Source organism: Thiomonas sp. FB-Cd, from assembly GCF_000733775.1.
Lineage (GTDB): Bacteria > Pseudomonadota > Gammaproteobacteria > Burkholderiales > Burkholderiaceae_C > Thiomonas_A.
The window spans coordinates 2,183,545-2,207,881 of record NZ_JPOE01000002.1; the positions used below are offsets into that span (position 1 = coordinate 2,183,545).

General features: G+C 61.6%; 21 protein-coding genes and 1 pseudogene. 10 read left to right on the top strand and 12 right to left on the bottom strand.

Features of this window, described 5'->3' with window-relative positions:
• Positions 1-22 precede the first annotated feature (22 nt).
• The 3 genes from coxB to CD04_RS0110620 all read right to left on the bottom strand — a co-directional run bounded on the left by coxB (position 23) and on the right by CD04_RS0110620 (position 2,588).
• Complete coding sequence (coxB, locus tag CD04_RS0110610; protein WP_038167428.1) at positions 23-871, bottom strand: cytochrome c oxidase subunit II; 849 nt, start codon at positions 869-871, stop codon at positions 23-25.
• 41 nt (positions 872-912) lie between these two features.
• On the bottom strand, positions 913-1,407 hold the full coding sequence (locus CD04_RS0110615) for a DUF2244 domain-containing protein (protein ID WP_081858003.1): 495 nt from the start codon (positions 1,405-1,407) through the stop codon (positions 913-915).
• A 377-nt stretch (positions 1,408-1,784) separates the two neighbouring features.
• Positions 1,785-2,588, bottom strand: coding sequence for a methyltransferase domain-containing protein (locus tag CD04_RS0110620; RefSeq protein WP_197033076.1), 804 nt, complete (start codon positions 2,586-2,588; stop codon positions 1,785-1,787).
• Between the two features lie 637 nt (positions 2,589-3,225).
• Between CD04_RS0110620 and CD04_RS0110625 the strand changes: the two genes are divergently transcribed.
• Positions 3,226-3,702 (top strand): tRNA (cytidine(34)-2'-O)-methyltransferase, encoded by a 477-nt coding sequence (locus CD04_RS0110625; protein WP_031406606.1) that lies wholly within the window; start codon positions 3,226-3,228, stop codon positions 3,700-3,702.
• 28 nt (positions 3,703-3,730) lie between these two features.
• Here the strand turns inward: CD04_RS0110625 and CD04_RS0110630 are convergent, their stop codons facing one another.
• The 8 genes and pseudogenes from CD04_RS0110630 to argB form a co-directional block, all read right to left on the bottom strand.
• Positions 3,731-4,495: an enoyl-CoA hydratase gene (locus CD04_RS0110630; RefSeq protein ID WP_031406608.1), complete on the bottom strand. Its 765-nt coding sequence runs from the start codon at positions 4,493-4,495 to the stop codon at positions 3,731-3,733.
• Between the two features lie 37 nt (positions 4,496-4,532).
• Positions 4,533-5,761, bottom strand: a pseudogene (locus CD04_RS21710) (acetyl-CoA C-acyltransferase).
• Between the two features lie 27 nt (positions 5,762-5,788).
• Complete coding sequence (locus CD04_RS0110640) at positions 5,789-8,185, bottom strand: 3-hydroxyacyl-CoA dehydrogenase/enoyl-CoA hydratase family protein (RefSeq protein ID WP_031406609.1); 2,397 nt, start codon at positions 8,183-8,185, stop codon at positions 5,789-5,791.
• 50 nt (positions 8,186-8,235) lie between these two features.
• The gene (locus tag CD04_RS0110645; RefSeq protein ID WP_031406610.1) at positions 8,236-10,032 is read right to left on the bottom strand and encodes an acyl-CoA dehydrogenase C-terminal domain-containing protein; all 1,797 of its coding nucleotides are present in this window, start codon (positions 10,030-10,032) and stop codon (positions 8,236-8,238) included.
• A gap of 37 nt (positions 10,033-10,069) precedes the next feature.
• A complete protein-coding gene (locus CD04_RS0110650) occupies positions 10,070-10,807 on the bottom strand; it encodes a TetR/AcrR family transcriptional regulator (protein ID WP_081857892.1) in 738 nt (245 codons plus the stop codon).
• A gap of 576 nt (positions 10,808-11,383) precedes the next feature.
• Positions 11,384-12,028 (bottom strand): nucleoid occlusion factor SlmA, encoded by a 645-nt coding sequence (slmA, locus tag CD04_RS0110660; protein WP_051849100.1) that lies wholly within the window; start codon positions 12,026-12,028, stop codon positions 11,384-11,386.
• Complete coding sequence (locus CD04_RS0110665) at positions 11,998-12,714, bottom strand: pyrimidine 5'-nucleotidase (RefSeq protein WP_031406618.1); 717 nt, start codon at positions 12,712-12,714, stop codon at positions 11,998-12,000. The genes slmA and CD04_RS0110665 overlap by 31 nt, the downstream gene beginning before the upstream one ends.
• Positions 12,715-12,823: 109 nt before the next feature.
• Positions 12,824-13,732: an acetylglutamate kinase gene (gene argB / locus CD04_RS0110670; RefSeq protein ID WP_031406620.1), complete on the bottom strand. Its 909-nt coding sequence runs from the start codon at positions 13,730-13,732 to the stop codon at positions 12,824-12,826.
• A 238-nt stretch (positions 13,733-13,970) separates the two neighbouring features.
• Here argB and CD04_RS0110675 point away from each other — a divergent pair, with 238 nt between their 5' ends.
• A complete protein-coding gene (locus CD04_RS0110675) occupies positions 13,971-14,627 on the top strand; it encodes a DUF1345 domain-containing protein (protein WP_031406621.1) in 657 nt (218 codons plus the stop codon).
• Positions 14,628-14,767: 140 nt separating this feature from the next.
• Here CD04_RS0110675 and CD04_RS0110680 read toward each other — a convergent pair whose 3' ends face one another.
• Positions 14,768-16,777, bottom strand: a complete 2,010-nt coding sequence (locus CD04_RS0110680; RefSeq protein ID WP_051849101.1) for a sigma-54-dependent Fis family transcriptional regulator — start codon at positions 16,775-16,777, stop codon at positions 14,768-14,770.
• A 298-nt stretch (positions 16,778-17,075) separates the two neighbouring features.
• Between CD04_RS0110680 and adh the strand changes: the two genes are divergently transcribed.
• The 8 genes from adh to CD04_RS25015 all read left to right on the top strand — a co-directional run bounded on the left by adh (position 17,076) and on the right by CD04_RS25015 (position 24,334).
• Positions 17,076-18,596, top strand: a complete 1,521-nt coding sequence (gene adh / locus CD04_RS0110685) for an aldehyde dehydrogenase (RefSeq protein ID WP_031406625.1) — start codon at positions 17,076-17,078, stop codon at positions 18,594-18,596.
• An 86-nt stretch (positions 18,597-18,682) separates the two neighbouring features.
• Positions 18,683-19,084, top strand: coding sequence for a DUF779 domain-containing protein (locus CD04_RS0110690; protein WP_031406627.1), 402 nt, complete (start codon positions 18,683-18,685; stop codon positions 19,082-19,084).
• 194 nt (positions 19,085-19,278) lie between these two features.
• Positions 19,279-20,910, top strand: coding sequence for a PQQ-dependent dehydrogenase, methanol/ethanol family (locus CD04_RS0110695; RefSeq protein ID WP_081858004.1), 1,632 nt, complete (start codon positions 19,279-19,281; stop codon positions 20,908-20,910).
• A 38-nt stretch (positions 20,911-20,948) separates the two neighbouring features.
• The gene (locus CD04_RS0110700) at positions 20,949-22,199 is read left to right on the top strand and encodes a c-type cytochrome (protein WP_156030211.1); all 1,251 of its coding nucleotides are present in this window, start codon (positions 20,949-20,951) and stop codon (positions 22,197-22,199) included.
• Positions 22,196-22,678, top strand: coding sequence for a TonB-dependent receptor plug domain-containing protein (locus tag CD04_RS24555; protein WP_051849103.1), 483 nt, complete (start codon positions 22,196-22,198; stop codon positions 22,676-22,678). The genes CD04_RS0110700 and CD04_RS24555 overlap by 4 nt, the downstream gene beginning before the upstream one ends.
• Complete coding sequence (locus CD04_RS24560) at positions 22,675-23,016, top strand: hypothetical protein (RefSeq protein WP_051849104.1); 342 nt, start codon at positions 22,675-22,677, stop codon at positions 23,014-23,016. Before CD04_RS24555 ends, CD04_RS24560 begins: the two co-directional genes overlap by 4 nt.
• A gap of 44 nt (positions 23,017-23,060) precedes the next feature.
• Positions 23,061-23,699, top strand: a complete 639-nt coding sequence (locus CD04_RS25010; protein ID WP_255333215.1) for a TonB-dependent receptor — start codon at positions 23,061-23,063, stop codon at positions 23,697-23,699.
• Positions 23,582-24,334 (top strand): TonB-dependent receptor, encoded by a 753-nt coding sequence (locus tag CD04_RS25015; RefSeq protein WP_255333217.1) that lies wholly within the window; start codon positions 23,582-23,584, stop codon positions 24,332-24,334. The genes CD04_RS25010 and CD04_RS25015 overlap by 118 nt, the downstream gene beginning before the upstream one ends.
• Positions 24,335-24,337 lie beyond the last annotated feature (3 nt).

A 24,337-nucleotide genomic window follows, 5' to 3' on the forward strand; every position in this document is an offset into this window, starting at 1 on the left:
TTTGGTCGAAGCTTGGTGGCGATCAGCTCGTCGCTCCGGAAGGGGCCAGGGCGCCGCCATCCTTCTTCAGCGTGGCCTGCTCGGTTTTGACCCAATTGTCGTAATCGGGCTGCGACATGACCTTGACCACAATGGGCATGAAGGCGTGACCCTTGCCGCAAACCTGCGCGCACTGGCCGTAATAGGTACCCACCTGATCAGCCTTGAACCAGGTTTCACGGATGAACCCCGGGATGGCATCCATCTGCACCCCGAACGACGGCACGTACCAACCGTGCAAAACGTCCATCGACGTGGTCAGAATCCGGATCTTCTTGTCCACCGGCACCACCAGCGGATGATCAACCTGCAGCAAATAATTGTCCGGCTTGGGCGCGCTGCCGTAAATCTCCGACATCGGCGTGGTCAACGTCGAGTAAAAGGCAATGCCCTTGCCCGGACCGTCCACGTAGTCGTATCCCCACTTCCACTGATAACCCGTGACCTTCACCGTCATGTACGAGTCCGACACGTTCTGCTGCGCCACCACCGTCTTCGTCGCCGGAATCACCATGGCAATCACAATGAGCAGCGGCACCACCGTCCACACAATCTCCACCGTCGTGCTCTCGTGAAACTGCGACGCCACCGCCCCCTTGGACTTGCGGTGCTTGAACACCGAATAAAACATCACCCCAAACACCAAAATGCCGATCCCCAGACAAATCAGCATCACCATGTAGTTCAGATCGCGCTGGTCGCGCGCAATGCTCGTCACCGGATGCTGAAAATCAATGCCGTTGACCTGCGGCCCCCCCGGCAGACTCTGGTCGGCAAACGCCGTGCAAACAAACAAGGCCGAGGCCGCCGTCACATAGTGCTTCAGTTTCATCGCGAATGTCACCTTATTGAAAATGATTCTTGCCGCTCGCCTCACGCCGCCAGCAATGCCCGCCGCAAATCCCGCGCCAGCTTCTCGCGCCGCTCCCCACGGGTGTAGCGTCCGACAAACGCCCGCTTGCCCCCGCCTGAAATCTCGACCAAGCCGTTCCCATTGACCACAATGCGTGTCCATCGCGGGTTGAACTCCACCCGCTCCACGGCACCCGCATTCTCCCACTCCACCACCAGCAAATGCGCTGAAATGCTCACCCGCTCCCGATCCCCGGCGTGGCGCGCATACACCAGAAGCGCCGCGCCCATGGCCACCAACTCCAACACCGTGAACGGCGTCACCAGCGTCGCGCCCCCAACCCAGCACATCAGCGCCACCAGCATCGAAACCACGGATAGCGAGATGAAAAACGCCAGCAGCTGCCGCGGACTGATCGAACAGTTGCGCCTGAACAGCCACACCATCATCCCGTCCTGCTCGGAGGGCTTGCCCAGCAGGCCGAAATCAAAAGTGTCCAACAGCTGCGCTGCCATGTCGGTCGCCTCGTTCCTCGTCTCGATATCGTGCACGATGCGGCAAGAACCTTCCTGGTCTTGACCCAGCTCAACACAAGCCCGTCGCAAACGTATTAGTCGCAAATTATAGAGATGGGCTTGGCCCCGGGTTGACCGTCCCACGTCATTTGCACTGATTTTGCTCACAATCAACACGGCCCACCCTGTGAGGCGTTCTTCGAATGCCACAGTCCTTGAAGACAACAGGCGCGAGCCTTGCGCCGGGACGCTTTCCCATCATGCCAGCGCGGCAGAATTTCGCACTCGGGAACTTCCCGGTGTTGACGGCAGCGCAATGGGCCCCGCCCGCCGCGCCATACACCACCAATGGGTCGCGTGATCGACGGACTCAGCCCTCAGCGCCTTCGTCCGGTCGCGCGCAACTGCTCCACGGAAAAACTGGCCACGCCGGCTTGCGCGGGGCGTGTCGCCGGCTTGAAGGCGTGGCCGTAGACCAACTCAAAGCTGAGTTCGATCTCCGCAGCCCCTGCCAATTGGGCTTGCCGCGCGAGCACGTCGCACAGCGCGCGCCATTTGCGCGGCGTGCGCAGGCCGGCTGTGATCGCTTGGTGAGCAGGCCGGCCCAACTCAGCCAGTTCGGTCAGGGCGGCCTGTGGACTGGGGTAGCGCAGATGCAGCATCTCCATATCCATCACAGGCTCGGCAAACCCATGGTGCAGCAGCATATCGCCCAGGTCGTGCATGTCCGGGTAGACGGGCGGTGCGATGCCCAAGCGCTGCACCTCGGGTTGCCGCAACTCTCGCAGCGTGTCCGGGCCGAACGTTGTAAACATCAAGACACCGTCGGGCAACAAGGCGCCTTGCCAAGCGGCAATCAAGGCATCCAAATCTTCAGCCCACGGCAAAGCAAGGTTGGACCACAGCATCTGCGCTGCGGGCAGCCGCGTTTGGGCATTTGCGCCTGCCTCCAAGGGTGCCGCGATCACCGTCGTTGCACCTTGACCACGCAGCGCACGCAACCAGCGTTGCGGTGCGTGGGCCCCGCGCGCCACGGAACCAAGCTGGTGTGACGGCTCTACACCGACGATTTGTGCGCGACCGTATTGTGTGCGCAACAAACGAAGGCCCTCCCCCCAGGCGCAGCCGATGTCCAACACCACCTCAGGCTGAAGGCGCAGAAGCGGTAAGCGCTCGGCCATTCGGCGAGCTGCCTCCAGCCAAATAAACGGCGCCGGTCGGCGCGCAAGGCGATCACGGATTGCGCTGATCCTTGAGGGGTCTGTGCCGACGTGGGCTTTAGGGGGCGTGGACATGGGTTTGACCCGGCGCGCGACAAGCCACGCCGCTCAGGGCGGAGAAGGATAGCGCGGATGCCACAGGCATCCTTGTGGGGCTTGCGGCTGGTTCGCTGGATGCTGTATATTTATCCTGCAATGAAGGGCGGGACACGTCCGGTTCGCCTGTGAAGTGAGTGGTGCAGCAATGCCGCCAGCAGCAGGAACCCGCCGAAGCGACTCATTCCGGCTCGAAGCCGGGATGAGCGCCGTAGGAATTCCCATCCTCCGGGTCGGGGGGATGTCAAAAAACAGGGCTGCTGCGCAATATAGTTTGAGTTTGGCAGATGCGCTCGCTTGACTGCCCGCAACGACGGGGGCCTTTCGCGAAAATAGGGTAACCCAGCGTCGCTGCTGTTGCGCGCACCCTTGTGTACGCGCTTTAGCAAAGGAGCGGGGAGCGGCATCGCATATACAGGCTGGCTTGGGTCGCGTTGCGTGCGCGCTGTCCGCCTTCTCACCGCTTTGTGCTCGCTGCGCTTCTCAACCGGCCCACGCCTCCATGTTCCATATCGTGCTGGTGCATCCAGAAATCCCACCCAATACGGGAAACGTGATCCGCTTGGCGGCCAACACGGGATGCAGCTTGCATTTGATCGAGCCGCTTGGTTTTTCGTTGGACGACAAGCAACTACGGCGCGCAGGGCTCGACTATCACGAATATGCGGACCTTCGCGTGCATCGCGATTGGGCAAGTCTGCTAAGCGAAGCACGCTCCGGGCCCCGGACGCCGCGGATGTTCGCCTTCACCAAGTTCGCGGGCACGCTGCTGGGCCAGGCGCGCTTCCAACCCGGTGACTGGTTCGTGTTCGGCGCCGAAACCACGGGCTTGCCAGCCGCTGTACTGGAGGACTTCGCGCCGCAGCATCGGCTGCGCCTGCCCATGCGCCCGGGACAGCGAAGCCTGAACCTGTCGAATGCGGTCGCCGTGGTGGCGTTCGAGGCTTGGCGGCAGTGCGGCTACGAAGGTGGCATCTGACAGCCAGGGCACAAGCGCCCGGCAGGCATCAAAGCCCTGAGAAGTCTGGCTTGCGTTTGGCCAAAAAGGCGCCGAACGCCTCTTTCGCAGCCGGCCCTTTGAGCATCCGCTCGAAGTGGGTCGCCTCCTCGACGATCACCGCATGCACGGCCTCGCGCAGAGGCTTGCGCAAAAGGGCTTTGGTGACGCTGAGGGAAGCCATGGGCTTGGCGGCCAGTTTGCCTGCCTGCTGCTGCGCGTAGGCGTTGACCTCCGCCGGCGGCAAAACACGGTTGACCAAGCCCATTTCATGCGCCTCGTCGGCCGCGAATGGTTCGCCGAACAGCAGCTTTTCAGCCGCAGCGGCGTGGCCCACACGCAGGGGAAGCAGCAAGCTGGAGGCAGCCTCAGGGCAAAGACCCAGATTGACAAAGGGCAGCGAGAACAGGGCGTTGTCGCCCGCGTAGACCAAATCGCAGTGCAGTAGAAGTGTCGTGCCAATCCCGACGGCCGGGCCGCATACCGCAGCGATCACCGGCCTGGGAAAGTCGGCGATCGCACGCAGAAACCGGAACACGGGTGCCTCCAGGCTAGCGGGCGGACGCTGCAGGAACTCACTCACGTCGTTGCCCGCTGTAAACAGGTTTTCTTGGCCCTGGATGACCAGCACGCGCGTTTGCGCATCGTCGGCAGCCCCCATGAGATGGTCGGCAAGCTGGGCGTACATCGGACTGGTGAGGGCGTTCTTTTTCTCAATCCGGTTGAAGGTCAGGGTCAGCACGCCATGCTCGGCATGGGCGAGGATCTCGGACATGGTGGACTCCGCTTGCAGTCAGTGTGAATCGGCTCAATCAAACCAGCTCAAAAATGCCAGCTGCGCCCTGCCCGGTGCCCACACACATCGTCACCATACCGTACTTCAGCTGGCGCCGGCGCATGCCATAGATGGTGGTTGCCGCACGGATGGCGCCTGTTGCACCCAGTGGGTGGCCGAGCGCGATGGCGCCCCAAGCGGGTTGACCTTGGCTGGGTCCAGACCACAGGTGTTGATGACCGCAAGCGACTGTGCCGCGAAAGCTTCATTGAGTTCGATCCAGCCGATGTCCTCAAGCTTGAGGCCGGCTGCCTTCAACGCGGCAGGGATTGCCTCGATCGGGCCAATGCCCATGATCTCTGGCGGCACGCCCCGCGCGGCAAAGCTGACGAAGCGCGCCAGAGGCTGAAGGTTAAACCGCTTGACAGCCGCCTCGGAGGCCAAAATGAGCGCCCCGGCGCCGTCCGAAGTCTGCGAGCTGTTGCCAGCCGTCACAGTGCCCATGCCTGAAGGCTTACCTGTCGGATCCTTGGGCGAAGCAAAGGCCGGGCGCAATTTCCCCAGCGCCTGCAGCGACGTGTCGGCACGCGGGCCTTCGTCCAGGCTGACAGTGTGGCGGCGCTCCACGATACTCCCTCCTGCCAAATCAGGCACGCGGTCCACCACGTCGATGGGAATGATCTCATCGCTGAACTCGCCTGCGGCAAACGCCGCGAGCGCGCGCTGGTGCGACTGCAGCGCGAAAGCGTCTTGCTGCTCGCGAGTCACCTTCCACTGCTGGGCAACTTTCTCTGCGGTGAGCCCCATGCCATAGGCGATCCCGATGTTCTCATCCCGCGCGAAGACCAAGGGATTGAAGGAGGGTTTGTTGCCGCTCATCGGGACCATGCTCATGCTCTCGGCGCCGCCTGCGAGCATCACGTCGGCCTCGCCCACGCGGATGCGGTCAGCCGCCATCTGAATGGCCGTCACACCCGAGGCGCAAAAGCGGTTGATGGTCACGCCCCCGACACTGTTTGGCAGCCCGGCGAGAAGCGCAGCCACGCGAGCCATATTGAGCCCCTGCTCGCCCTCGGGCATGGCGCAGCCGATGATGGCGTCTTCAATGGCCTTCGGGTCCAGACCGGGCGCCTGCTTGAGCGCGGCATGGATGGCAGCGATCAGCAGATCGTCCGGGCGTGTGTTTCGAAACACACCGCGATGCGACTTGCCGATGGGCGTGCGCGCGGCGGCGACGATGTATGCGTCTTGCACTTGGCGGGACATAAGGATCTCCTGAATATTGGTTGATGTTCAGTTGCGGACCGGCTTGCCCGTTTGCAGCATGCCCATGATGCGTTCCTGCGTCTTGGCGTTATCGAGCAACGCGCAAAAGCGCTCGCGCTCCAGGCGCATAAGCCAGTGCTCATCCACCACGCTTCCCGCGTCCACCTCACCGCCGCACATCACCTCGGCGATCATGCTGCCCAGCAGGAAATCATGCGGTGTGATCTGCGCACCGTCACGCATGTTCACAAGTTGGCTCTTGATGGTTGCAATGCCGCTGCGCCCCTCCACGGTAATGCGCGCGGGCATGGGGGGACGGTATCCGGCATCAGCCAGCGCGCGGGCTTGCGAAATGGCCACATGCAGCAGCTCGTCCTTGTGCAACACGATGACGTCGTCCGGCTGGAGATAGCCCATCTGGCGTGCCTCGATCGCGGACTTGGACACCGCAGCGGTTGCCGGTTGCATGTAAAGCGCCTTCAGGAACGCCAGCACGTCCACATCCGCACCGCCAGCCCGCGAGAGTTCGCTGGCGCGCCGGGCCAAGTAAGTCAGCCCGCCGCCTCCAGGAATCAGCCCTACGCCCACCTCCACCAGTCCCAGATAGCTCTCCAGGGCGGCGACGCGCCGCGCGGTGTAGGCCGCAAGCTCGCAGCCCCCTCCGAGCGCCAGCCCGCGCACCGCTGCGACCACCGGGACCTGCGCGTAGCGCAGGCGCAACATAACGTCCTGAAGCTTTTTCTCCTCCGGCTCGATGGCCTTGGCGCCACCGGCCATGAAAGCAGGCAGCATCGCTTGCAAATCGGCGCCTGCGGAAAATGCCTCGCCAGCCTGCCACACCACAAGCCCGACAAAGCGCTGCTCAGCCTCGTCCACCGCCTTGTGCAGCCCGGCGATCACGCCAGGTCCGAGCGTATTCATCTTGGTCTTGAAGCTAGCCAGCAGCATATCGTCTGCACCCGGGGCCGTCCAAAGGCGGATGGATTCGTCCTCGAATACCGTGGTGCCTGCGCTGCGCGGGTCCGCTGCAGCCTCGCCCAGCACGCTTTGCGGAAACAGCTGGCGCCGCATGACCAGCAACTCGCGACGCGCCTTGTAGCGACCCTCTGCCGCCGACCAGGAACCTTCAGGCTTATGCACAGCGTCGATGCTGCCCACCCAGTCTGGCAACCGCGTCGCGCATAACGCCTTGCCCGCGGCAATGTCTTCGCTGATCCAGTCGGCGACCTGCTTCCACCCGCCTGCCTGCCAGCTCTCGAACGGCCCCTCATTCCAGCCGAAACCCCATCGAATGGCAAAGTCGAGGTCGCGCGCATTGTCGGCCACCGTACCCAGGTGCACAGCGATGTAGTGCCAAACGTCGCGGAACACACTCCACAGAAACTGTGCCTGCGGATTCGTCGATTCACGCAGCAGCTTGAAGCGCTCGGCAGCAGGCTTCTTCAACATGCGCACGACAATCTCGTCGGCTTTGCCGCCGCCTGCCACATAGTCGCCGCTGCTGGGATCGAAGCGCAGGATATCCTTGCCGACCTTTTTGAAGAAGCCCGCACCGCTCTTCTGCCCCAGCGCACCCTTGTCGACCAGCGCTTTGAGCGCTGGCGGCGTGGCATAGAGCGCAGCGAATGGATCCTTGTCCGCTGGCAATGTGTCCAACATCGTCTTGATGACGTGGGCCATCGTGTCGAGGCCGACTACGTCCGCAGTTCGGAACGTCGCGCTTTTGGCGCGACCCAGCTTGGTGCCCGTAAGGTCGTCCACGACATCGAAGCTAAGCCCGAACTTCTCGGCCTCATGCATCACGGCCAGGATCGAAAATACACCCACACGGTTGGCAACGAAGTTCGGGGTATCCATCGCGCGCACGACGCTCTTGCCAAGCGTCGTGGTGAGGAACGTTTCAAGCTGATCGAGAACCTCAGGCCTCGTGGCCTTTGTCGGAATGAGCTCGACTAATGGCATGTAGCGCGGCGGGTTGAAAAAATGAACACCGCAAAAACGCGCACGCAGGTCGGCTCCAAACCCCTCGCTCAGGGCGGTGATGGACAGGCCCGAAGTATTCGTCGCAAACAGCGCATGGTCCGCCAGGTGGGGCGTGACCTTTTTGTACAGGTCATGCTTCCAGTCCATGCGCTCGGCAATCGCCTCGATCACCAAGTCGCAGCTCGCAAGCAGCGCCAGATCGTCCTCGTAATTGGCGGTGCGGATGAGTGCGGCTTCGTTGCTCAGGCCAAAAGGCGCGGGATTGAGCTTTTTGAGATTGGCCACGGCCTTTTCGGCAATGGCGTTCTTTGGCCCTTCCTTGGCGGGCAGGTCGAAAAGGATGACGGGCACGCGCGCATTGATGCAGTGGGCAGCAATCTGGGCGCCCATCACACCTGCGCCCAGAACGGCAACTTGGCGAATCGGGAATCGGGATGTCATGGTCGGTCTTCGCTCGGTGGATAGGGGGAAAAGTCGATGCAACGCATGGGTCACGCGAACACCGCCTCGGTGTCCATCAGGGATCGGGCGCCGCTGCGCGCCATGCGTATTGCGGCGGCGGTTTCAGGATAAAGGCGGGCGAAATAAAAACGCGCCGTCTGCAGCTTGGCCGTGTAGAACGCATCCGTGCTGCCAGCGGCGATTTTCTGCTGCGCCACAAGGGCCATGCGCGCGAACGCGTAGGCGAACACCAGATGGCCGACGACGCGCAGGTAGGGCACTGCAGCGGCACCAATTTCCTCGCGGTTCTGCATGGCTTTGAGGCCCAGTTCCATGGTGAGCTTTTGCACCTTGTCACCGAGATCTGCCAGCGGATTGACGAATTCCTGCATGGCCTCGTTGACGCCTTCGGCTTCAATGAAATCCTGGACGACGCGGCCGAATTTTTTCAGCCTGGCTCCGTTGTCCATCAGCACCTTTCGGCCAATCAGGTCCAGCGCCTGAATGGCGTTGGTGCCTTCGTAGATCAGATTGATGCGTGCGTCACGCACATACTGCTCCATGCCCCATTCGTGGATGTAGCCGTGTCCGCCGAACACCTGCAGGCATTCGTTGGCTGCAGCAAAACCATTGTCGGTGATGAACGCCTTGACAATGGGCGTGAGCAGCGCGACGAGATCGTCGGCGTCTTTGCGCACCTCCGCATCAGGATGCAAGTGGGCCTGGTCAAGCATCAGGGCAACCCAATAGGCAAGAAAACGCCCGCCCTCGGCCCACGCGCGGGCGGTCAGCAGGGCGCGCCGAACGTCGGGGTGCACGATGATCGGATCGGCGGGTTTGTCAGGCGCCTTCGGACCGGTGAGCGCACGCATCTGCAGCCGATCCTTGGCGTAGGCCAGCGCATTTTGATAAGCCACTTCCGTCAGCCCAAGCGACTGCATACCGACACCCAGGCGTGCCCCATTCATCATCACGAACATCGCGGCCAAGCCCTTATTGGGTTCACCCACCAGCCAACCAATGGCGCCGTCCAGCGTCATCTGGCAGGTGGAGTTGCCGTGAATGCCCATCTTATGCTCGATGCCCGAGCAGAAGATGCCATTGCGCGCCCCAAGATTTCCCTTATCGTCAGGAACGATTTTCGGCACGACGAACAGCGAAATTCCCTTGGAACCTTCAGGGGCACCCGGCAGCTTGGCCAGCACCATATGCACGATGTTTTCCGCCAGATCATGCTCGCCGCTGGAGATGAAGATCTTCTGTCCGTGCAGCGTGTAGGCTCCTCCGTCCTGCGGCTCCGCCTTGGATCGGATCAGTCCCAAATCCGTGCCGCAATGGGGTTCGGTCAGACACATGGTGCCGGTCCATTGTCCGCTCGCAAGCTTGGGGAGGTACAGATCCTTCTGTTCCCTGCTTCCGTGAACGGAGAGCAATTCGACAACGCCCTGGGTAAGCCCGGGGTACATGGTCCACGCCTGGTTCGCTGCGTTTTCCATTTCGTGTACCGCGCTTCCAACCAGATGCGGCAATCCCTGGCCACCGTATTCGGGCGCTGCCGTCAGCAGCGGCCAGCCGGCATCCACATATTTCACCCAGGCGTCCTTGTAACCCTTGGGGGTGGTGACGGCATGGGTCGAAGGATCGTAGTGGCACCCCTCGCCATCCCCGCTCAGGTTGATGGGAAACAGCACCTCGGCACAGAACTTCCCCGCTTCTTCGCAGACCTGGTTGATCAGATCGGCGTCCACATCGGCATGCGATGGCAGTTCACGCAGCGCTGGCACGACGTCAAGCACTTCGTGCATCACGAACTGCATGTCGCGCAATGGCGCAGTGTATTGAGGCATGGTGATCTCCTAAGGCAGTTGGGTATTAAAGGTTCGCTCAGCCGTCGACCTTGCACAGCGCATGGAGCAGCCTCACGCCGGCTGGCGTGGCGTAGGAATGAAGCAGGTGTGAATAGCCGCGCATGGCCATGGCCAGGCATCCCGGGACCTGCAGCAGCCTGGCATCGTGATGCAGAGCCAGAATGAGGCCGTGCAGCTCAAACATCAATTGCTCGGGCGGCGCATCGGCGCGCAGATGGCCGACCTCAATGGCCTGCTTGACCGCGCGCTGCAGCGCGTCGTGCCACGTCTGGACCATCAGCACCAGGGCATCGCGCACCGGGCCGGGGCGGTCATCGAACTCCACCGCGCCTGAGATGTAGATGCAACCCGTTTCCACCTCGCGGCTGACCTGCTGGACCCAGCGATCGAACAACATGTGCAAACGTGGCAGCCCGCGGGGTTGCTCCAGCGCGGGGTAGAACACCTCGGCCTCGAATAGCGCGTGATAGTGGCGAATCACAGAGATCTGCAATTCTTCACGCGACCCAAAGTGCGCAAAGACACCCGACTTGCTCATGCCCATGCGGTCAGCCAGCACGCCAATGGACAGGCCCTCCAGACCGATACGCCCGGCCATCTGCAAGGCGCAATCGAGAATGGCCTGACGCGTCTGACGTCCCTTGCCTGAAACTTCCACCGCGTCGGCGCCATCTGCAAGCGTGACCAACCCCGCGCGCGAAGCGGCGCTTGACCTTGCAGACAAAGGGGTGACCGATGCAGGTTTGCGTGCCATGGATGGGGGTGTTTTGAAAATCGAACGGTCGTACTATTTCTGAAACTGCTCGGTTTGTCAACAGAAACCTGCAGGTCACCCGAGTTGCGGGTGATGAGCACGCAGCCGGCACAGGTCGAATTGGGACACGCTCGATGGACCTCGGGCCGTACGCCTGGGGCACCTGTCAAGGGCTCGGCGCCGCCGCAATAACCCTCCACGCCATGGCCCAATGGTCTGGCACGCAGCCTTTGTCGCATGCGCAGCGCATGGACCAGGCCCAACGCAAACGTCACACGGCGTGGCGACTTGCGTCCGAGGATGGATCCCGACGCTGCCATTCGCGGGCTCCAGCGAGCGCATCCAATGGCGGCCTTCTTGCTCCGTTGTCACGAGGGCCAAGACCCAATGCACCATCGTGCTTGCTGCGGCTTGCGCCAGCACAAAGGGGTGTAACGCGGCGAGCCACGCTTGCCCCGTTACACGAATGTTGCGAATCTCGTGCCACTCTCGCGTGACTGGCAGGGTCCGCACGCGCAACCCGACGCCCCTACGGCCCGACTGGCCCGTGTGGCCGCAATCAACTGCGCGCCGCGTTCACGCAAACAGAATGAGCGTCACGCCTTCGGTGCCACCCACTGGCTGGCTGGCCATGCTGCTGCGTGCCCAACGGAACAGGCAGCCGGCGGCATAACTCACCAGCAGGTGGGCGCGCTGCGCTGGGTCAAAGCCCGCGGCCACCGCGCCTTGCTCCACTGCGAGCTTGAGGCTTTGCCGCAAGGCCGCCTCCACACGCTCGAAGAACTGGTTCATCCGAGCTTGCAGGCGCGGGTGCTCGCCGACCAGGGCGTCGCCCACCATGACCCGGCACAGACCAGGGTTCTTGTCGGCAAAACCAAGCAAGGCCTGCACGATGCGCATGCACTGCGCCAGCCCCGACTCCTGCTGTTGAGCGATCTGGTTGATCATCCCGAACATACTCTGCTCGATGAAATCGATCAGTGCCTCGAACATTTGCGCCTTGCTGGCGAAATGTCGATACAGGGCAGCCTCTGACACCTGCAGACGTTGCGCCAGCGCAGCAGTGGTGATGCGCTCCGCGCCCGACTGCTCCAGCATGCCAGCCAGGCATTGCAAGATCTGCTCGCGGCGCTCACCTGGCTTGGGTCGCTTGCGCACAGGCGCCTCGCCCGCCAGTGCGGAGGCCGGAGTCAACGCAGAATCGATGAATGCAGCTGCCATAGTGTGGCAATTTTCGCACGCACGTAGCCCGGGCGGCCATGCAGGCCGGCACGCTCCATGGCCAGATCCCGGTGCCTGCGTGCAGCGCGGTGCGCATAACGCGTGAACCAGACCCCGCGCATACCAATGCGCCGGGCCGCCGCGATGTGCTGCAACGTATCTTCGACCAGCACGCAACGCGTCGGGCGCAAACCGCGGCTGTGAAGCACATGACGCAACATGCGCGCATCGGGCTTGGGTCGGATCCGGCGGAACTGATGCATGTCCTCAATGCTGATGACCCCCTCGAACAGCTTGACGAGCCCCAGTTCGCGCAGCACACGCAAGGCGTATTCACGCGGGGCGTTGGTCAGCACGAACTTGCGCCCCGGCAAACGGCGGATGGCCGCACGCTGGTTGGCGTCGGCGCGCAGCATCTGCGGTAACTGGGGAAATCGGTGCGTCGCCTCGAGGAAATGCTCGGCCTTCACGCCGTGCTCATGCACAAGCCCCAACAGCGTCGCACCGTAGCGCTGCCAGAAATGGCTGCGGATCCGGTTGGCCTCAGCATGATCCACCCCAAGATGACGCTCGATGTACGCCGTCATTTCAGCATTCATCATGGGGAAGATGCGCCATGACGCGTCGTGCAGCGTATTGTCCATGTCGAACAACCAAACCGGAACGCCAGGTGCATCACGCCCCATCACGATGCCCCAAGCAAGTTCCGCCTGCGTCTGGCAGCTTCACGGCGCCTTTTCAAGCAGCCTGGCTCCAGGGGAAGGCCATCGGTTGCGATGGCGAAGACTCCATCACTCAATGGGAACGAATCATCGTACCGAAAGCCTGCTCGGTGAGGATTTCGAGCAGCATGGCATGGGGGATGCGCCCGTCAATGATGTGCACCGAGTTGACGCCTGAGCGCGCCGCGTCCAGAGCCGAAGAAATCTTGGGCAGCATGCCACCCGAAATGGTGCCGTCGGCAAACATCTCGTCGATTTCCCGCGCGGTCAAGTCCGTCAGCAACTCGCCCGCCTTGTTGAGCACGCCAGGCGTATTGGTGAGCAACACCAGTTTCTCGGCATTCAGTACCTCGGCCAGCTTGCCGGCCACAACGTCGGCATTGATGTTGTAGTTCTCGTTTTCGGCACCAAAGCCCAAGGGTGAGATGACGGGAATGAACTGATCGTCCTGCAGTGCCTGGACCACACTGGGGTCGATCGCCTCGATCTCGCCGACCTGGCCGACATCATGCTCAAGCTCGGGGTTCTCACGATCTCGCATACGTAGCTTTCGGGCACGGATCATGCCGCCATCGCGCCCGGTGAGCCCGACTGCCTTGCCGCCTGCCACGTTGATCAAACCCACGATGTCCTGCTGCACCTGGCCCGCAAGCACCCACTCAACCACTTCCATGGTTTCCGCATCCGTCACGCGCATGCCCTGGATGAACGTGCCCTTTTTGCCGATTTTCGCCAATGCGTCGTCGATCTGCGGGCCACCGCCATGCACCACGACCGGATTCATGCCGACGAGCTTGAGGAGCACGACATCTTCAGCGAAATCCTGCTGCAGTGAAGGATCGGTCATGGCGTTGCCACCGTATTTGATGACGATGGTCTTGCCGTGAAATTTGCGAATGTATGGCAGCGCCTGGGCGAGGATCTCTGCCTTGTCACGCGGAGAAATGTGCGTCAGCTCGGGGGTGGCTTGCAGATCGTTCATGGCAATCAGGAATGGGGATGGGTGCGGCGCACACAGTCAAACACGCGAATTCTAGGGACAAGCGCGCCCAGACGATTGTCGAAGCGTCTCACCAGGACCACCTGGAGCCCGGCGGCTTCTCGTACTGGGGTAGCGCTGGCGATCCAGGGCCCTCTGCCAGATGCGCCATCTGAACGCACAGCGCACACGGGAAGATGTCCTGCCTCCGTCCGTTTCGCTGCGCCTACACTGCGGCCTCATGACACGCTTGAGCCGCCTTCCCCGAGCACTCCGGGCACTCCTGTATCGGCCACGTCTGAGCGTGGCAACAATGCTGGGCGTGTTGCTGTTCGTTGTTCTCAACTCTGTGCTTGGCGTGGGCCGCGCACTATTGCTCGCGTTCGACATCGCATGCTGCGTCTACTTCGGATCCATCGGGTGGATGATGGCGCGAACCACGCCTGAAAATCTCAGACGCCGAGCCGAGCAGCAAATGGAAGGCAAGTGGACGATTCTGGTGCTGAGCACAGCGGTGTCGGCCGTGGTCCTGCTTGCACTGAGGACCGAATTGCATGCCAGTAAGGGCAGTTCCATTCTCGACCTGGCATTACCCGCGGCCAGCATCGTGCTTGCATGGCTCTTTTTCAGCGTCGTGTTTGCGCAAACCTACGCCCATAGCGACCATCTGGAGCGCTTGGAGGGTCAACCCGGCCTGCTCTTCCCCGGCGCGAACTCTCCGGACTACTGGGACTATCTGTATTTTTCGGTCGTGCTGAGCATGACCTTCCAGACCTCGGACGTGAACATTGCCAGCCGCAACCTGCGCCACATGGTGCTTCTGCATAGCGTGGCGGCTTTTTTCTTCAACGTCTTCATCATCGCGTTGACCGTCAATGTGGTCGCCGGGGGCCTCTGATCGCCCCAGGCGTTGCAACGTGAGCATTGCCGCTGCGGTGTGCGGCTGCCTTGCAGTGCGTCCACCCCAGCCTTGGGCCATGGGGCCAATCGGCGCTCGCTTGACGCTCGGGCAGGCATGCCGAGCGAACGCCGACTCGCTCAGCGCTGCGCGGAATTGTTGTTCTGCCGTTCCTGCAGGTTATGGCGGTACAGCGTACTTCGGTGCACGCCAAGCAGCCGCGCTGCCCGGCTGATATTGCCGCTGCATGAGGCAATCGCCGCATGAATGGCCGACTCCGTCAAAGCGCGCAACTCCGTCGCCTGTAGGCGTCCCTCGCCAGCGCCCTTCCTGGAGACGTCGACACTCGCCGATGGCCCCCACGTTGACCGCTGCCCTTGGCGCTTATCGCGCCACGCGTGCCGAATGTCATCCGGAAGATCGGCCACCTCAATACAACTGTCTGGTTCCGCCAGGGCAACGAGTGTTTGTGTGACCGCCACAAGTTGGCGCCAGTTGCCTGGCCACAAATACGACAAAAGTGCGTCTCGCGCCTGCGGGCTGAGCTGGATGCGGCGCGGCGACAACATCGACTGCAAAAATTCTTCAATGCGTGCCTGGCCGCCGGCCTGGTCTCGTAGGGCCGGCAAGCGGACCGTGAAATGCTGAAGCCGGTAATACAAGTCGGATCGGAAGCCCCCTTCGGCGGCCATCGCCTTGAGGTCACGATGTGTGGCACACACCAGGGCAAAATCGACCGGCTGCTGGCGTCCGCCGCCAAGGGGCTTGACCTCATGGTCCTGCAATACACGCAGAAGCCGCGCCTGCAGGGCCAGGGGCATATCGCCGATCTCATCGAGAAACAGGACACCGCCATCCGCTTCTCGGATCAGACCCGACTGCCCTTTGCGCCGGGCCCCCGTAAACGCACCCTCCTCGTAGCCGAAGAGCTCCGCCTCGATCAGCCCCTCGGGCACCGCGGCGCAATTGACCGCCACAAAAGGGCCATCCCTGCGCTGGCCGCGCTTGTGCAACTGTCTGGCAAAAATCTCCTTGCCAACCCCGGACTCTCCAAGCACCAGAACCGGAATGCCGCAGTCCATGACGCGCACTGCGCGCTCAAGTTGCCCATCGCGCTCGGGGTCGCCGATGATGGGAGCCCCTTGGGAGCGCCCATCCGGATGCACTGGCGCGCAAGCTACAGCTTTTAGATCGCCCGCACCATGCACTGCGGCCCCGTGCCCCACCCAACCCGAAGCCCAGGACGCCGAGCGCCCCGGGCGCGCAAGCCAGGGATGAAGCGACAAATCAAACTGCTCGCAGTCCGTCGTTGGTAGTGCACCGAACAGATCGTCGATGAAGCGACCACGCAGTTGCTCAAAGGTCATGCCCAGCACGCGCAGCGCGGCCCGATTCGCGCCGACGATCGATTCATTGCGGATCCACAGCAAAGCTTCACGGTGCGAACCGATCAAGGCCCGGTCATGCGCGAAGCGGAGGATTTCGGTATGCCTCGGCACGTTGTCCAGCGCCATGCGGTGCTCAATCATCTGCGCTGCCATGCGCACAAGGCCAACCGTTTGCGGCTGAATGCAGCGAGGATCGCCGGAAACGTCGAGGACCCCCATGATCTGCCCGTCGGGCGCCAAAAGCGGCGCTGCCGTACAGCCCAGCGACGCGTTTTGTTCCAGATAATGCTGGGTCCCCAGGACGGTGATGGGGGAGATTTCCGTCAAGGCCGTCCCGATCGCGTTCGTGCCTCGATGGAGCTCGGACCAATCAACGCCCGGCATCAAGGCCACGCGCTGGGCCTTGCTCATAAAGGCATCGGATCCCGCTGCGTCGAGAACCATGCCCTGCGGGTCGGCCAACAGGACAATGACACGCGAAGGCGATAACGCCTCGGCCAAGGCTTCCAGCTCGGGAAGGGCATGCCTGCGCAACCGCCCTTGCGCATCGCGCCGCCCGGATAATTCCTGGTGCGGCAAAGGCTCGGGGCTCTCGCTCAAAGTGGCGGAAATGCTGGCGCATCGGCGCCACGAACGTGCGATGAGCTCCGGAATGAGCCCATCCGGGTTGCTGCCTTCTTCAAAAAAGCGCTGGCGCGCCAATTGCAGTTGCGTCGAAACTGGACTGATCTCGGCCTGATCAGACGGATGGGTACGGGCCACGGCTGTCTCCTGTATCGGTCAACCATGACGAGCTGGCGACCAACCTCTAGTGCCGACAGTGTCGCACTCTCGCAAGCTCATGTCATCTGTCGCAGGATGCGACAGTCCTTTGTCGCAAAAAGCCGAAGAAAGAGCCACGGCATATCTTCGGGTATTGCCTAATCCTAATTCGTAACCTTTTGATTTTTCATGTGAATTATTAGGTTACAACCCGGCATGTGTTTGGCACGATTCCTGATACGTAAGGGATAACTGCAACGGCAGTTGAATTCTCTTCCATGCAATACAGGAGACGCCCATGGATATGCTTGAACCCGGAAAGTTTGGCACCGCAGTTCCCTTCAAGAAGCGGTATGGCAATTTCATCGGCGGCAAGTGGCTAGAACCCGCAAGCGGCCAGTATTTCGACAATGTCACGCCCGTGACGGGGCAGGTGTTCTGTGAGGTACCACGCTCCAACGCCGAGGATATCGAACGCGCTCTTGACGCGGCGCATGCGGCCAAGGCGGCCTGGGGCAAGACTTCGCCAGCCGAACGCGCGGGCATCCTGAACCGTATTGCGGACCGGATGGAGGAAAACCTTCCGATGCTGGCCGCGGCGGAAACCTGGGACAACGGCAAACCCATTCGCGAAACCACGGCGGCTGACCTGCCCCTGGCGATCGACCACTTCCGCTATTTCGCCGGCTGTATTCGCGCGCAGGAAGGCACCGTGGCGGAAATCGACCACGAAACGTATGCCTACCACTTCCATGAGCCGCTGGGCGTCGTGGGACAAATCATTCCCTGGAACTTCCCGATCCTGATGGCGGTGTGGAAGATCGCGCCCGCTTTGGCCGCAGGCAACTGCGTCGTGCTCAAGCCCGCCGAGCAGACACCTGTCAGCATTCTCGTGCTGATGGAGTTGATTCAGGACCTGTTGCCCCCGGGCGTTCTCAACGTCGTCAACGGCTTTGGCCTGGAAGCCGGCAAACCGTTGGCGTCGAACAAGCGCATTGCCAAGATCGCCTTTACAGGGGAGACCACGACAGGCCGCCTGATCATGCAATATGCCAGCCAGAACATCATCCCGGTCACGCTGGAGCTTGGCGGCAAGTCCCCGAACGTCTTTTTCGAGGACGTCATGGCCCGTGACGACGGCTTCCTGGACAAAGCCGTCGAGGGCTTCGTGATGTTCGCGCTGAATCAAGGGGAAGTCTGCACCTGTCCCTCCCGCGCATTGATCCAGGAATCGATCTATGACCGGTTCATGGAACGCGTGCTCAAGCGTGTTGCCGCGATCAAGCAGGGCAACCCCCTGGATCCCCAGACCATGATCGGCGCCCAAGCCAGCAGTGAACAACTGGACAAAATCATGTCCTACATGGACATTGGCCGTCAGGAGGGCGCAAAGGTCCTAGCCGGCGGCGCCAGAGCCGAATTCGATGGCGACCTCAAAGGCGGCTATTACGTCCAGCCGACGGTCTTCCTGGGCCACAACAAGATGCGGATTTTCCAGGAGGAAATCTTCGGCCCCGTCGTGTCCGTCACAACGTTCAAGAATGAAGCGGAAGCCCTCGACATCGCCAACGACACCCTCTATGGGCTGGGCTCTGGCGTCTGGACCCGCGACATGAACACCGCCTTCCGCATGGGGCGCGGCATTCAGGCCGGGCGTGTGTGGACCAACTGCTATCACGCCTATCCGGCGCACGCGGCATTCGGGGGCTACAAGCAATCGGGCATCGGGCGTGAGACCCACAAGATGATGCTTGATCACTACCAGCAGACCAAGAATTTGCTGGTGAGCTACAGCGAAAACAAACTGGGATTCTTCTAACCATGAGCGTGCGGTCCGTCCCGGGGCCCTTTGGCTGCCGAAACGGACCGCCGCATGCTGCCAAACACGGAAGCGGGGAGGATGAAATGAGCGACTCGGTGCCCGACGCGGCCACAGTGGTGGAACAAGTGACTGCCACGCCTGCGGCCCTTGCTCTGATCGAGCAGTTACGCAAGGTTCACGGTGATCTGATGTTCCACCAGTCGGGAGGCTGCTGCGACGGCAGCGCACCCATGTGCTACCCGGATGGCGAGTTTCAGGTCGGCGACGCTGATCACCTGCTGGGTCACATCGGCGGGATGCCCTTCTACATCAGCGAATCCCAGTTCGCGTACTGGCAGCACACCCAGCTCATCATCGACGTCGTTCCTGGTCGTGGCGGCATGTTTTCCCTCGAAGGCCCCACCGGGCAGCGTTTCTTGACGCGCTCGCGGCTGTTCACCGATACAGAATGGAACAGTCTTCGAAGCGCAGACAGGGTCCGGTAGGTAAAAGCCCGATTGGAAGCAAGGCAAGCCAGCCTACTGTCAATAGGTGCTCAAACCGCACCATCCATTTTCCATGCATGAATTTATGACTTCTTTTAATCATCGGAGACAACTATGAGAACCCGAAAAAAGTATTGAGGCATAGCCTTCGCTTTGCCGTGGTCGCTGGCATTCTTGGCGTGTCGACGCTTGCGATGGCGGATTATCCCGCCGTCACCCAAGACAAGCTCGACAACGCGTCCAAGAGCACTGACTGGTTGACGTATTACCACTCTTACGGTGGTGAGAGTTTTTCGCCGGCCAAACAAATCGGCGCGGCCAATGTCAAGCACCTGAAGATGGTTTGGTCGCACAAATTTCCGGCCGACTTGACGCAGGGCTTTGAGGCAACGCCGATTGTCAACGGCAACTATATGTTTGTCACAACGCCCAAGGATCTCGTTTACGCGTTTGATGCGACGACCGGGAAAAAAATCTGGAGCTATAACCCCAACCTGCCCCAGATTGCCTACAAGACTGTCTGCTGCGATGTCGTCAACCGTGGCGTTGCCTTGTATGGCGATGACTTGTTCGTTGCCATGCTGAGCGGCGAAGTGGCGTCATTCAATGCGCAGACCGGGCAGATCAACTGGAAAAAGCAGCTCTTCGATCCGGGTGTCGGCTATGCATTTTCCTTGGCTCCGCTGGCCGTGGATGGAAAAATCATGGTCGGGAGCGCTGGCGGCGAATATGGTGCACGCGGGTTCATTGCGGCGCTTGACGCTAAAACAGGTGACACCGTATGGAAAACCTACACAGTACCGTCACCCGATGAAAAAAATGGCGATACGTGGCCTAAGGGCATGTACCTTCATGCAGGGTCACCTGCCTGGTTGACCGGCACCTACGACCCGGAGAGCAAGACGCTGTACTGGGGTGTTGGCAATCCAGGACCCTGGCTCGCCGAATTACGGCCCGGGAAAAATCTGTACTCCGATTCGCTTCTGGCGCTCGACGCCAATAAAGGCGATATCAAATGGTATTTCCAATACACACAGCATGATTCCTGGGATTATGACGGCGTCAACACCGCACTCAAGGCAAACATCAAATACGAAGGCAAAGATTATCATGCTCTAATCCACGCTGACCGCAACGGCTATTTCATTGCGATCGACCGCGACACGGGCAAACTGATCTATGCGAAGCCCTTTGTGAAAACCGAGTCCGTGACTGGCTACAACGCCCAGGGGGAATCGATCAATGATCCCTCGAAATACCCGAAAATCGGCACAACCGTCAAAACCTGCCCGGAATTCCTAGGTGGCAAGAACTGGTGGTCGATGTCGTACGACCCCGAGACCCACATCGCTGTGGTCCCGAGCCTTCATGCCTGCGGGACCTACAACGGGACCAAGGTGAGCTATATGCAGGGCCTGCCCTATCTGGGCGAAGGCTTTGGGATCGTTCCTGAACCTGGCAGCAAAGGCTATGGCGAGGTCCAAGGCATTGACGTCAACACCGGCAAGAAGGTCTGGGGCCATTGGAGCAAGATGCCATGGAACGGCGGCGTCACGACCACTGCGGGTGGCATCGCGTTCTCGGGTTCGCTCAAAGGCCACCTGTATGCCTTTGACACGAAAACGGGCAAAGTCCTTTGGAAGAGTCCGAAACTTGCCAGTGGCATCGTGGCCCAACCGTCCGTCTACGAGGTCAACGGGAAGGAATATGTAGCGATCCTCGCCGGCTATGGTGGCGCCAACCCGATCTGGGGCGGCCCGATGGCGACCATGACCAAGGATGTACCCCGTGGCGGCACGCTTTACGTATTCAGCTTGAATGACTAAATGATTGCGGCCAATCATTGAAAAAACGGAGGGCGCCATTGCTGGCGCCCTTCCCAACCAAGGTTTTAATCATGTTTAATGCATTGCATCATCGCCCCAAGCTGCCCATGATCCTCGCGATTCTTTCCGCAGGATGGTCGATAAGCAGCATCAATGCTCAGGCTCATGCGGTCAAAGTGTGCGCGTTTCCCCAGAGTCCGACAAAGTCGATTGACGCCGAGGTCGCCCATGCCGTATTCAGGCAAATGGCATTACCCTACACAACCGTTGACCTTCAGGCAGAATTAGGAAAGCGTGCCACATCGGATGTCGAAGTGGCCAATCTTCTGCGGAAAACCTGCGACGTTTTCATGGGCGTGCCGATTGCGAAGAGTGACCAGCAATTTAAGAGTCACACGACTGTATCAATCCCCTATCTTGACGCCGACTTCGTCAAATTCAGCATGGCCAATGAAGGCAAAAATCAACAGGGGCGCGGTGTTGTTGCGGTCGCCTACAAGAGCCCTGCGCAATTTATCGCGGTTGAAGAGAAAGATGCGAATTTCGATGTCGAAAACACGCCGGATGATGTCATCAAAGCCGTCGTCGATGGAAAAACCGAATATGGCATTGCGTGGTACCCGAGTCTTGTCGCGTATCAAAATGCGCATCCGGAAGTCCGTTTCCACGCACAGCAGACGCACACGAACATTTCGAATTGGAAGTTGAGCTTTATCGCCAATGATCGAAATCGTGCTCTTGCATCCCGAATTACCAATGCAATCCACGCATTGTCAACATCAGGAACATTGGATGGCATCACCGGCCCCTGGGCCTATAAGAAATCGGGGTTTGAGTATCGCGCAACCCTCCATCCTGCGCTGACACCGGCTGTGTATTACCCGACTCGGAGCAACGATCCCGATGCGTACCGGGTGATCCGCGTATCCGACACGGCAGCATCCGATCAGCAGGCCAACTTTTCAGCCGATCAGGTTGGGCCCGGAAAGACAGCCTACGCAGCCGAGTGCGCAATGTGCCACGGCGATCATCTGGAAGGCCGAACAGCACCAGCGCTGGCCGGCCAGGGCTTTGCACCGCGGACCAATTCCACGATGACGATTGGCGGCATTTACCAGTACATGACAACCAATATGCCTGCAGAAAAACCAGGCAAGCTCAAACCAGGGGAGTACGCGAACATCATGGCTTACTTGCTGCACGAAAACGGTTACGCGCCTTCAGGAAAGGCGCTTTCTCCGGAGACTGCAGGGGACGATCAACAGCAGTTCGACTCGTTTGTCAAATGACGGGGCGCGTCGGACTTCTCCACAGCCGATCCCTCAACTACGCGAAATCGTTCATTGCCGCTGGCCTGTTTCAGGCCGGCGTGGTGCATGCGCAGCAGGTTGTGCATGGCGAGGCTGCGCAGCGGCCTGTGGCGGCGGCCAGCGCGGTGCAGTCGCTGGCGCCGGTGACGGTGCAGGGGGTGGCGTATGGGGCGGGGGCGGTGGCGCTGCCGTCGACGATCACGGTGCTGGGGCGGCGGGCGCTGACGCAGGGTCAGGCGCAGGTCAACCTGAGCGAGAGCCTTGGGCAGGTACCGGGGCTGATCGTGAACAACCGGCAGGACTATGCGCAGGACATGCAGGTGTCGATCCGTGGCTTTGGGGCGGACGCGCCGTTCGGGGTGCAGGGGGTGTACATGACGCTGGACGGCATCCCGCTGACGATGCCCGACGGGCAGGGCCAGTCGCAGATCATGAACCTGGCCACGCTGGGGGCATGAAGATCATCAAGGGTCCGTTTGCGGCGCTGTATGGGAATGCGGCCGGGGGCGTGATCCAGGCGTACACGCGCGATGCGCCGGATCCGCCGAGCGTGAGCCTGCGCAGCTGGGTGGGGGCCTGGGGCAGCCGCCAGAGCACGCTGGTGGGCGGGGGCACGAGCGGGGGCGTCAGTGGCGTGGCCGGGCTGACGGATTTCCGCACCGATGGCTGGCGCCAGCACAGCGCGGCCACGCGCAGGCAGTTCAACGGCACGCTGAGCTGGCGTGCGCATGGCGATGACCGCTTCAGCCTGGTGTTCAACGCCCTGAACCAGGATGCGCAGGACCCGGGGGGCTGACGCGCGCGCAGCTGCAGGCGGACCCGCAGCAGGTGGATGCAGCGGTGCTGCAGTATGACGCCCGCAAGAGCGTGCGCAACCGTCAGGCCGGGCTGGTGTGGGAGCATCGCGTGGATGCGCAGGACACGCTGCGGCTGAGCGCGTACGGGGGCACGCGGCACATCGTGCAGTACCTGCCGTTCAGCGGCAGCTTTGGTTTGTCCGCCGGCGGGGTGGTGGATCTGCAGGATCACTTCGGGGGCACCACGGCGGCGTTCACGCATGCCGGGGAGCTGCAGGCGCGCCCCTACACGGTGGCCGCCGGGCTGGACTATGCGCGCGAGAACGAATACCGCAAGGGTTACGTCAACGCGCTGGGCACCCAGGGGGCGCTGCGCAACGACCAGTACAACACCGTGGACAACGTGGCGCAGTACGTGCAGGCGCACTGGGCGCTGAGCACGCGGCTGTCGCTCAGCGGCGGGGTGCGGCACGATGCCGTGCGCTTTGATTCGATGAACGCCGCCGACGCGCCCTTCAGCCCGGCACCGGGGGCGGCGCCGACTACAGCAGCACCGATCCGGTGGTGGGGCTGCTGTACAAGCTCAGCCGCCACAGCAGCGTGTATGCCGATTACGGCCACGGGTTCGTCACGCCCACGTTCTACCAGCTGGCCTACCGGCCCGATGGCCAGCCGGGGCTGAACTTTGCGCTGCAGCCCATGCACCTGCACAACGCCGAGGTGGGGCTGCGCAGCACCCTGGGGGCGGTGCGGCTGGAGGCCTCGGTGTATGACATCACCACCGACAACCAGATCATCGTCAACAGCTCCGTCAAAGGGCGCACCACCTATGTCAACGCCGGCAGCACGCGGCGCGACGGGGTGGAGCTCAGCGCGGACGCGGCGCTGGCGGCACACCTCAGCGCGCGCCTGGCCTACAGCCTGATCCGCGTGCGCTTCACCGGCGGCCCGTACAACGGCAACACGCTGCCCGGGGTGCCGCGCCAGCAGCTGTATGCGGGGCTGAGCTGGCGTCCGCCGCTGCCCGGTGCGGCGCTGCAGGGCTTTTACACCACGCTGTCGGCGCTGGTGCGCAGCCAGGTGTTTGTCGACGCGCGCAACAGTGATGCGGCCCAGGGCTACGGGGTGCTGGACTGGGCGGCGGGGGTGCGGCAACGCCACGGGGCGTGGCGTCTGTCGGAGTTCGTGCGGGTGGACAACGTGCTGGACCGCAACTATGTGGCCGCCGTGGTGATCGCCGACAGCAACGGGCGCTACTTCGAGGCGGCCCCGGGACGCAACGCCATGGTGGGCGTGCAGCTCACGCGGGGCTTCTGAGCC

Excerpts from the sequence above, each read along its gene's own strand:
- coxB (WP_038167428.1), bottom strand. The coding sequence starts at position 871 with ATGAAACTGAAGCACTATGTGACGGCGGCCTCGGCCTTGTTTGTTTGC.
- CD04_RS0110615 (WP_081858003.1), bottom strand. The coding sequence starts at position 1,407 with ATGGCAGCGCAGCTGTTGGACACTTTTGATTTCGGCCTGCTGGGCAAG.
- argB (WP_031406620.1), bottom strand. The coding sequence starts at position 13,732 with ATGAACGATCTGCAAGCCACCCCCGAGCTGACGCACATTTCTCCGCGT.
- CD04_RS0110645 (WP_031406610.1), bottom strand. The coding sequence starts at position 10,032 with ATGCCTCAATACACTGCGCCATTGCGCGACATGCAGTTCGTGATGCAC.
- CD04_RS0110620 (WP_197033076.1), bottom strand. The coding sequence starts at position 2,588 with ATGGCCGAGCGCTTACCGCTTCTGCGCCTTCAGCCTGAGGTGGTGTTG.
- CD04_RS0110665 (WP_031406618.1), bottom strand. The coding sequence starts at position 12,714 with ATGGGGCGTGATGCACCTGGCGTTCCGGTTTGGTTGTTCGACATGGAC.
- slmA (WP_051849100.1), bottom strand. The coding sequence starts at position 12,028 with ATGGCAGCTGCATTCATCGATTCTGCGTTGACTCCGGCCTCCGCACTG.
- adh (WP_031406625.1), top strand. The coding sequence starts at position 17,076 with ATGGATATGCTTGAACCCGGAAAGTTTGGCACCGCAGTTCCCTTCAAG.
- CD04_RS0110625 (WP_031406606.1), top strand. The coding sequence starts at position 3,226 with ATGTTCCATATCGTGCTGGTGCATCCAGAAATCCCACCCAATACGGGA.
- CD04_RS0110650 (WP_081857892.1), bottom strand. The coding sequence starts at position 10,807 with ATGGCACGCAAACCTGCATCGGTCACCCCTTTGTCTGCAAGGTCAAGC.
- CD04_RS0110690 (WP_031406627.1), top strand. The coding sequence starts at position 18,683 with ATGAGCGACTCGGTGCCCGACGCGGCCACAGTGGTGGAACAAGTGACT.
- CD04_RS0110675 (WP_031406621.1), top strand. The coding sequence starts at position 13,971 with ATGACACGCTTGAGCCGCCTTCCCCGAGCACTCCGGGCACTCCTGTAT.
- CD04_RS24555 (WP_051849103.1), top strand. The coding sequence starts at position 22,196 with ATGACGGGGCGCGTCGGACTTCTCCACAGCCGATCCCTCAACTACGCG.
- CD04_RS24560 (WP_051849104.1), top strand. The coding sequence starts at position 22,675 with ATGAAGATCATCAAGGGTCCGTTTGCGGCGCTGTATGGGAATGCGGCC.
- CD04_RS0110640 (WP_031406609.1), bottom strand. The coding sequence starts at position 8,185 with ATGACATCCCGATTCCCGATTCGCCAAGTTGCCGTTCTGGGCGCAGGT.
- CD04_RS0110630 (WP_031406608.1), bottom strand. The coding sequence starts at position 4,495 with ATGTCCGAGATCCTCGCCCATGCCGAGCATGGCGTGCTGACCCTGACC.
- CD04_RS0110695 (WP_081858004.1), top strand. The coding sequence starts at position 19,279 with ATGGCGGATTATCCCGCCGTCACCCAAGACAAGCTCGACAACGCGTCC.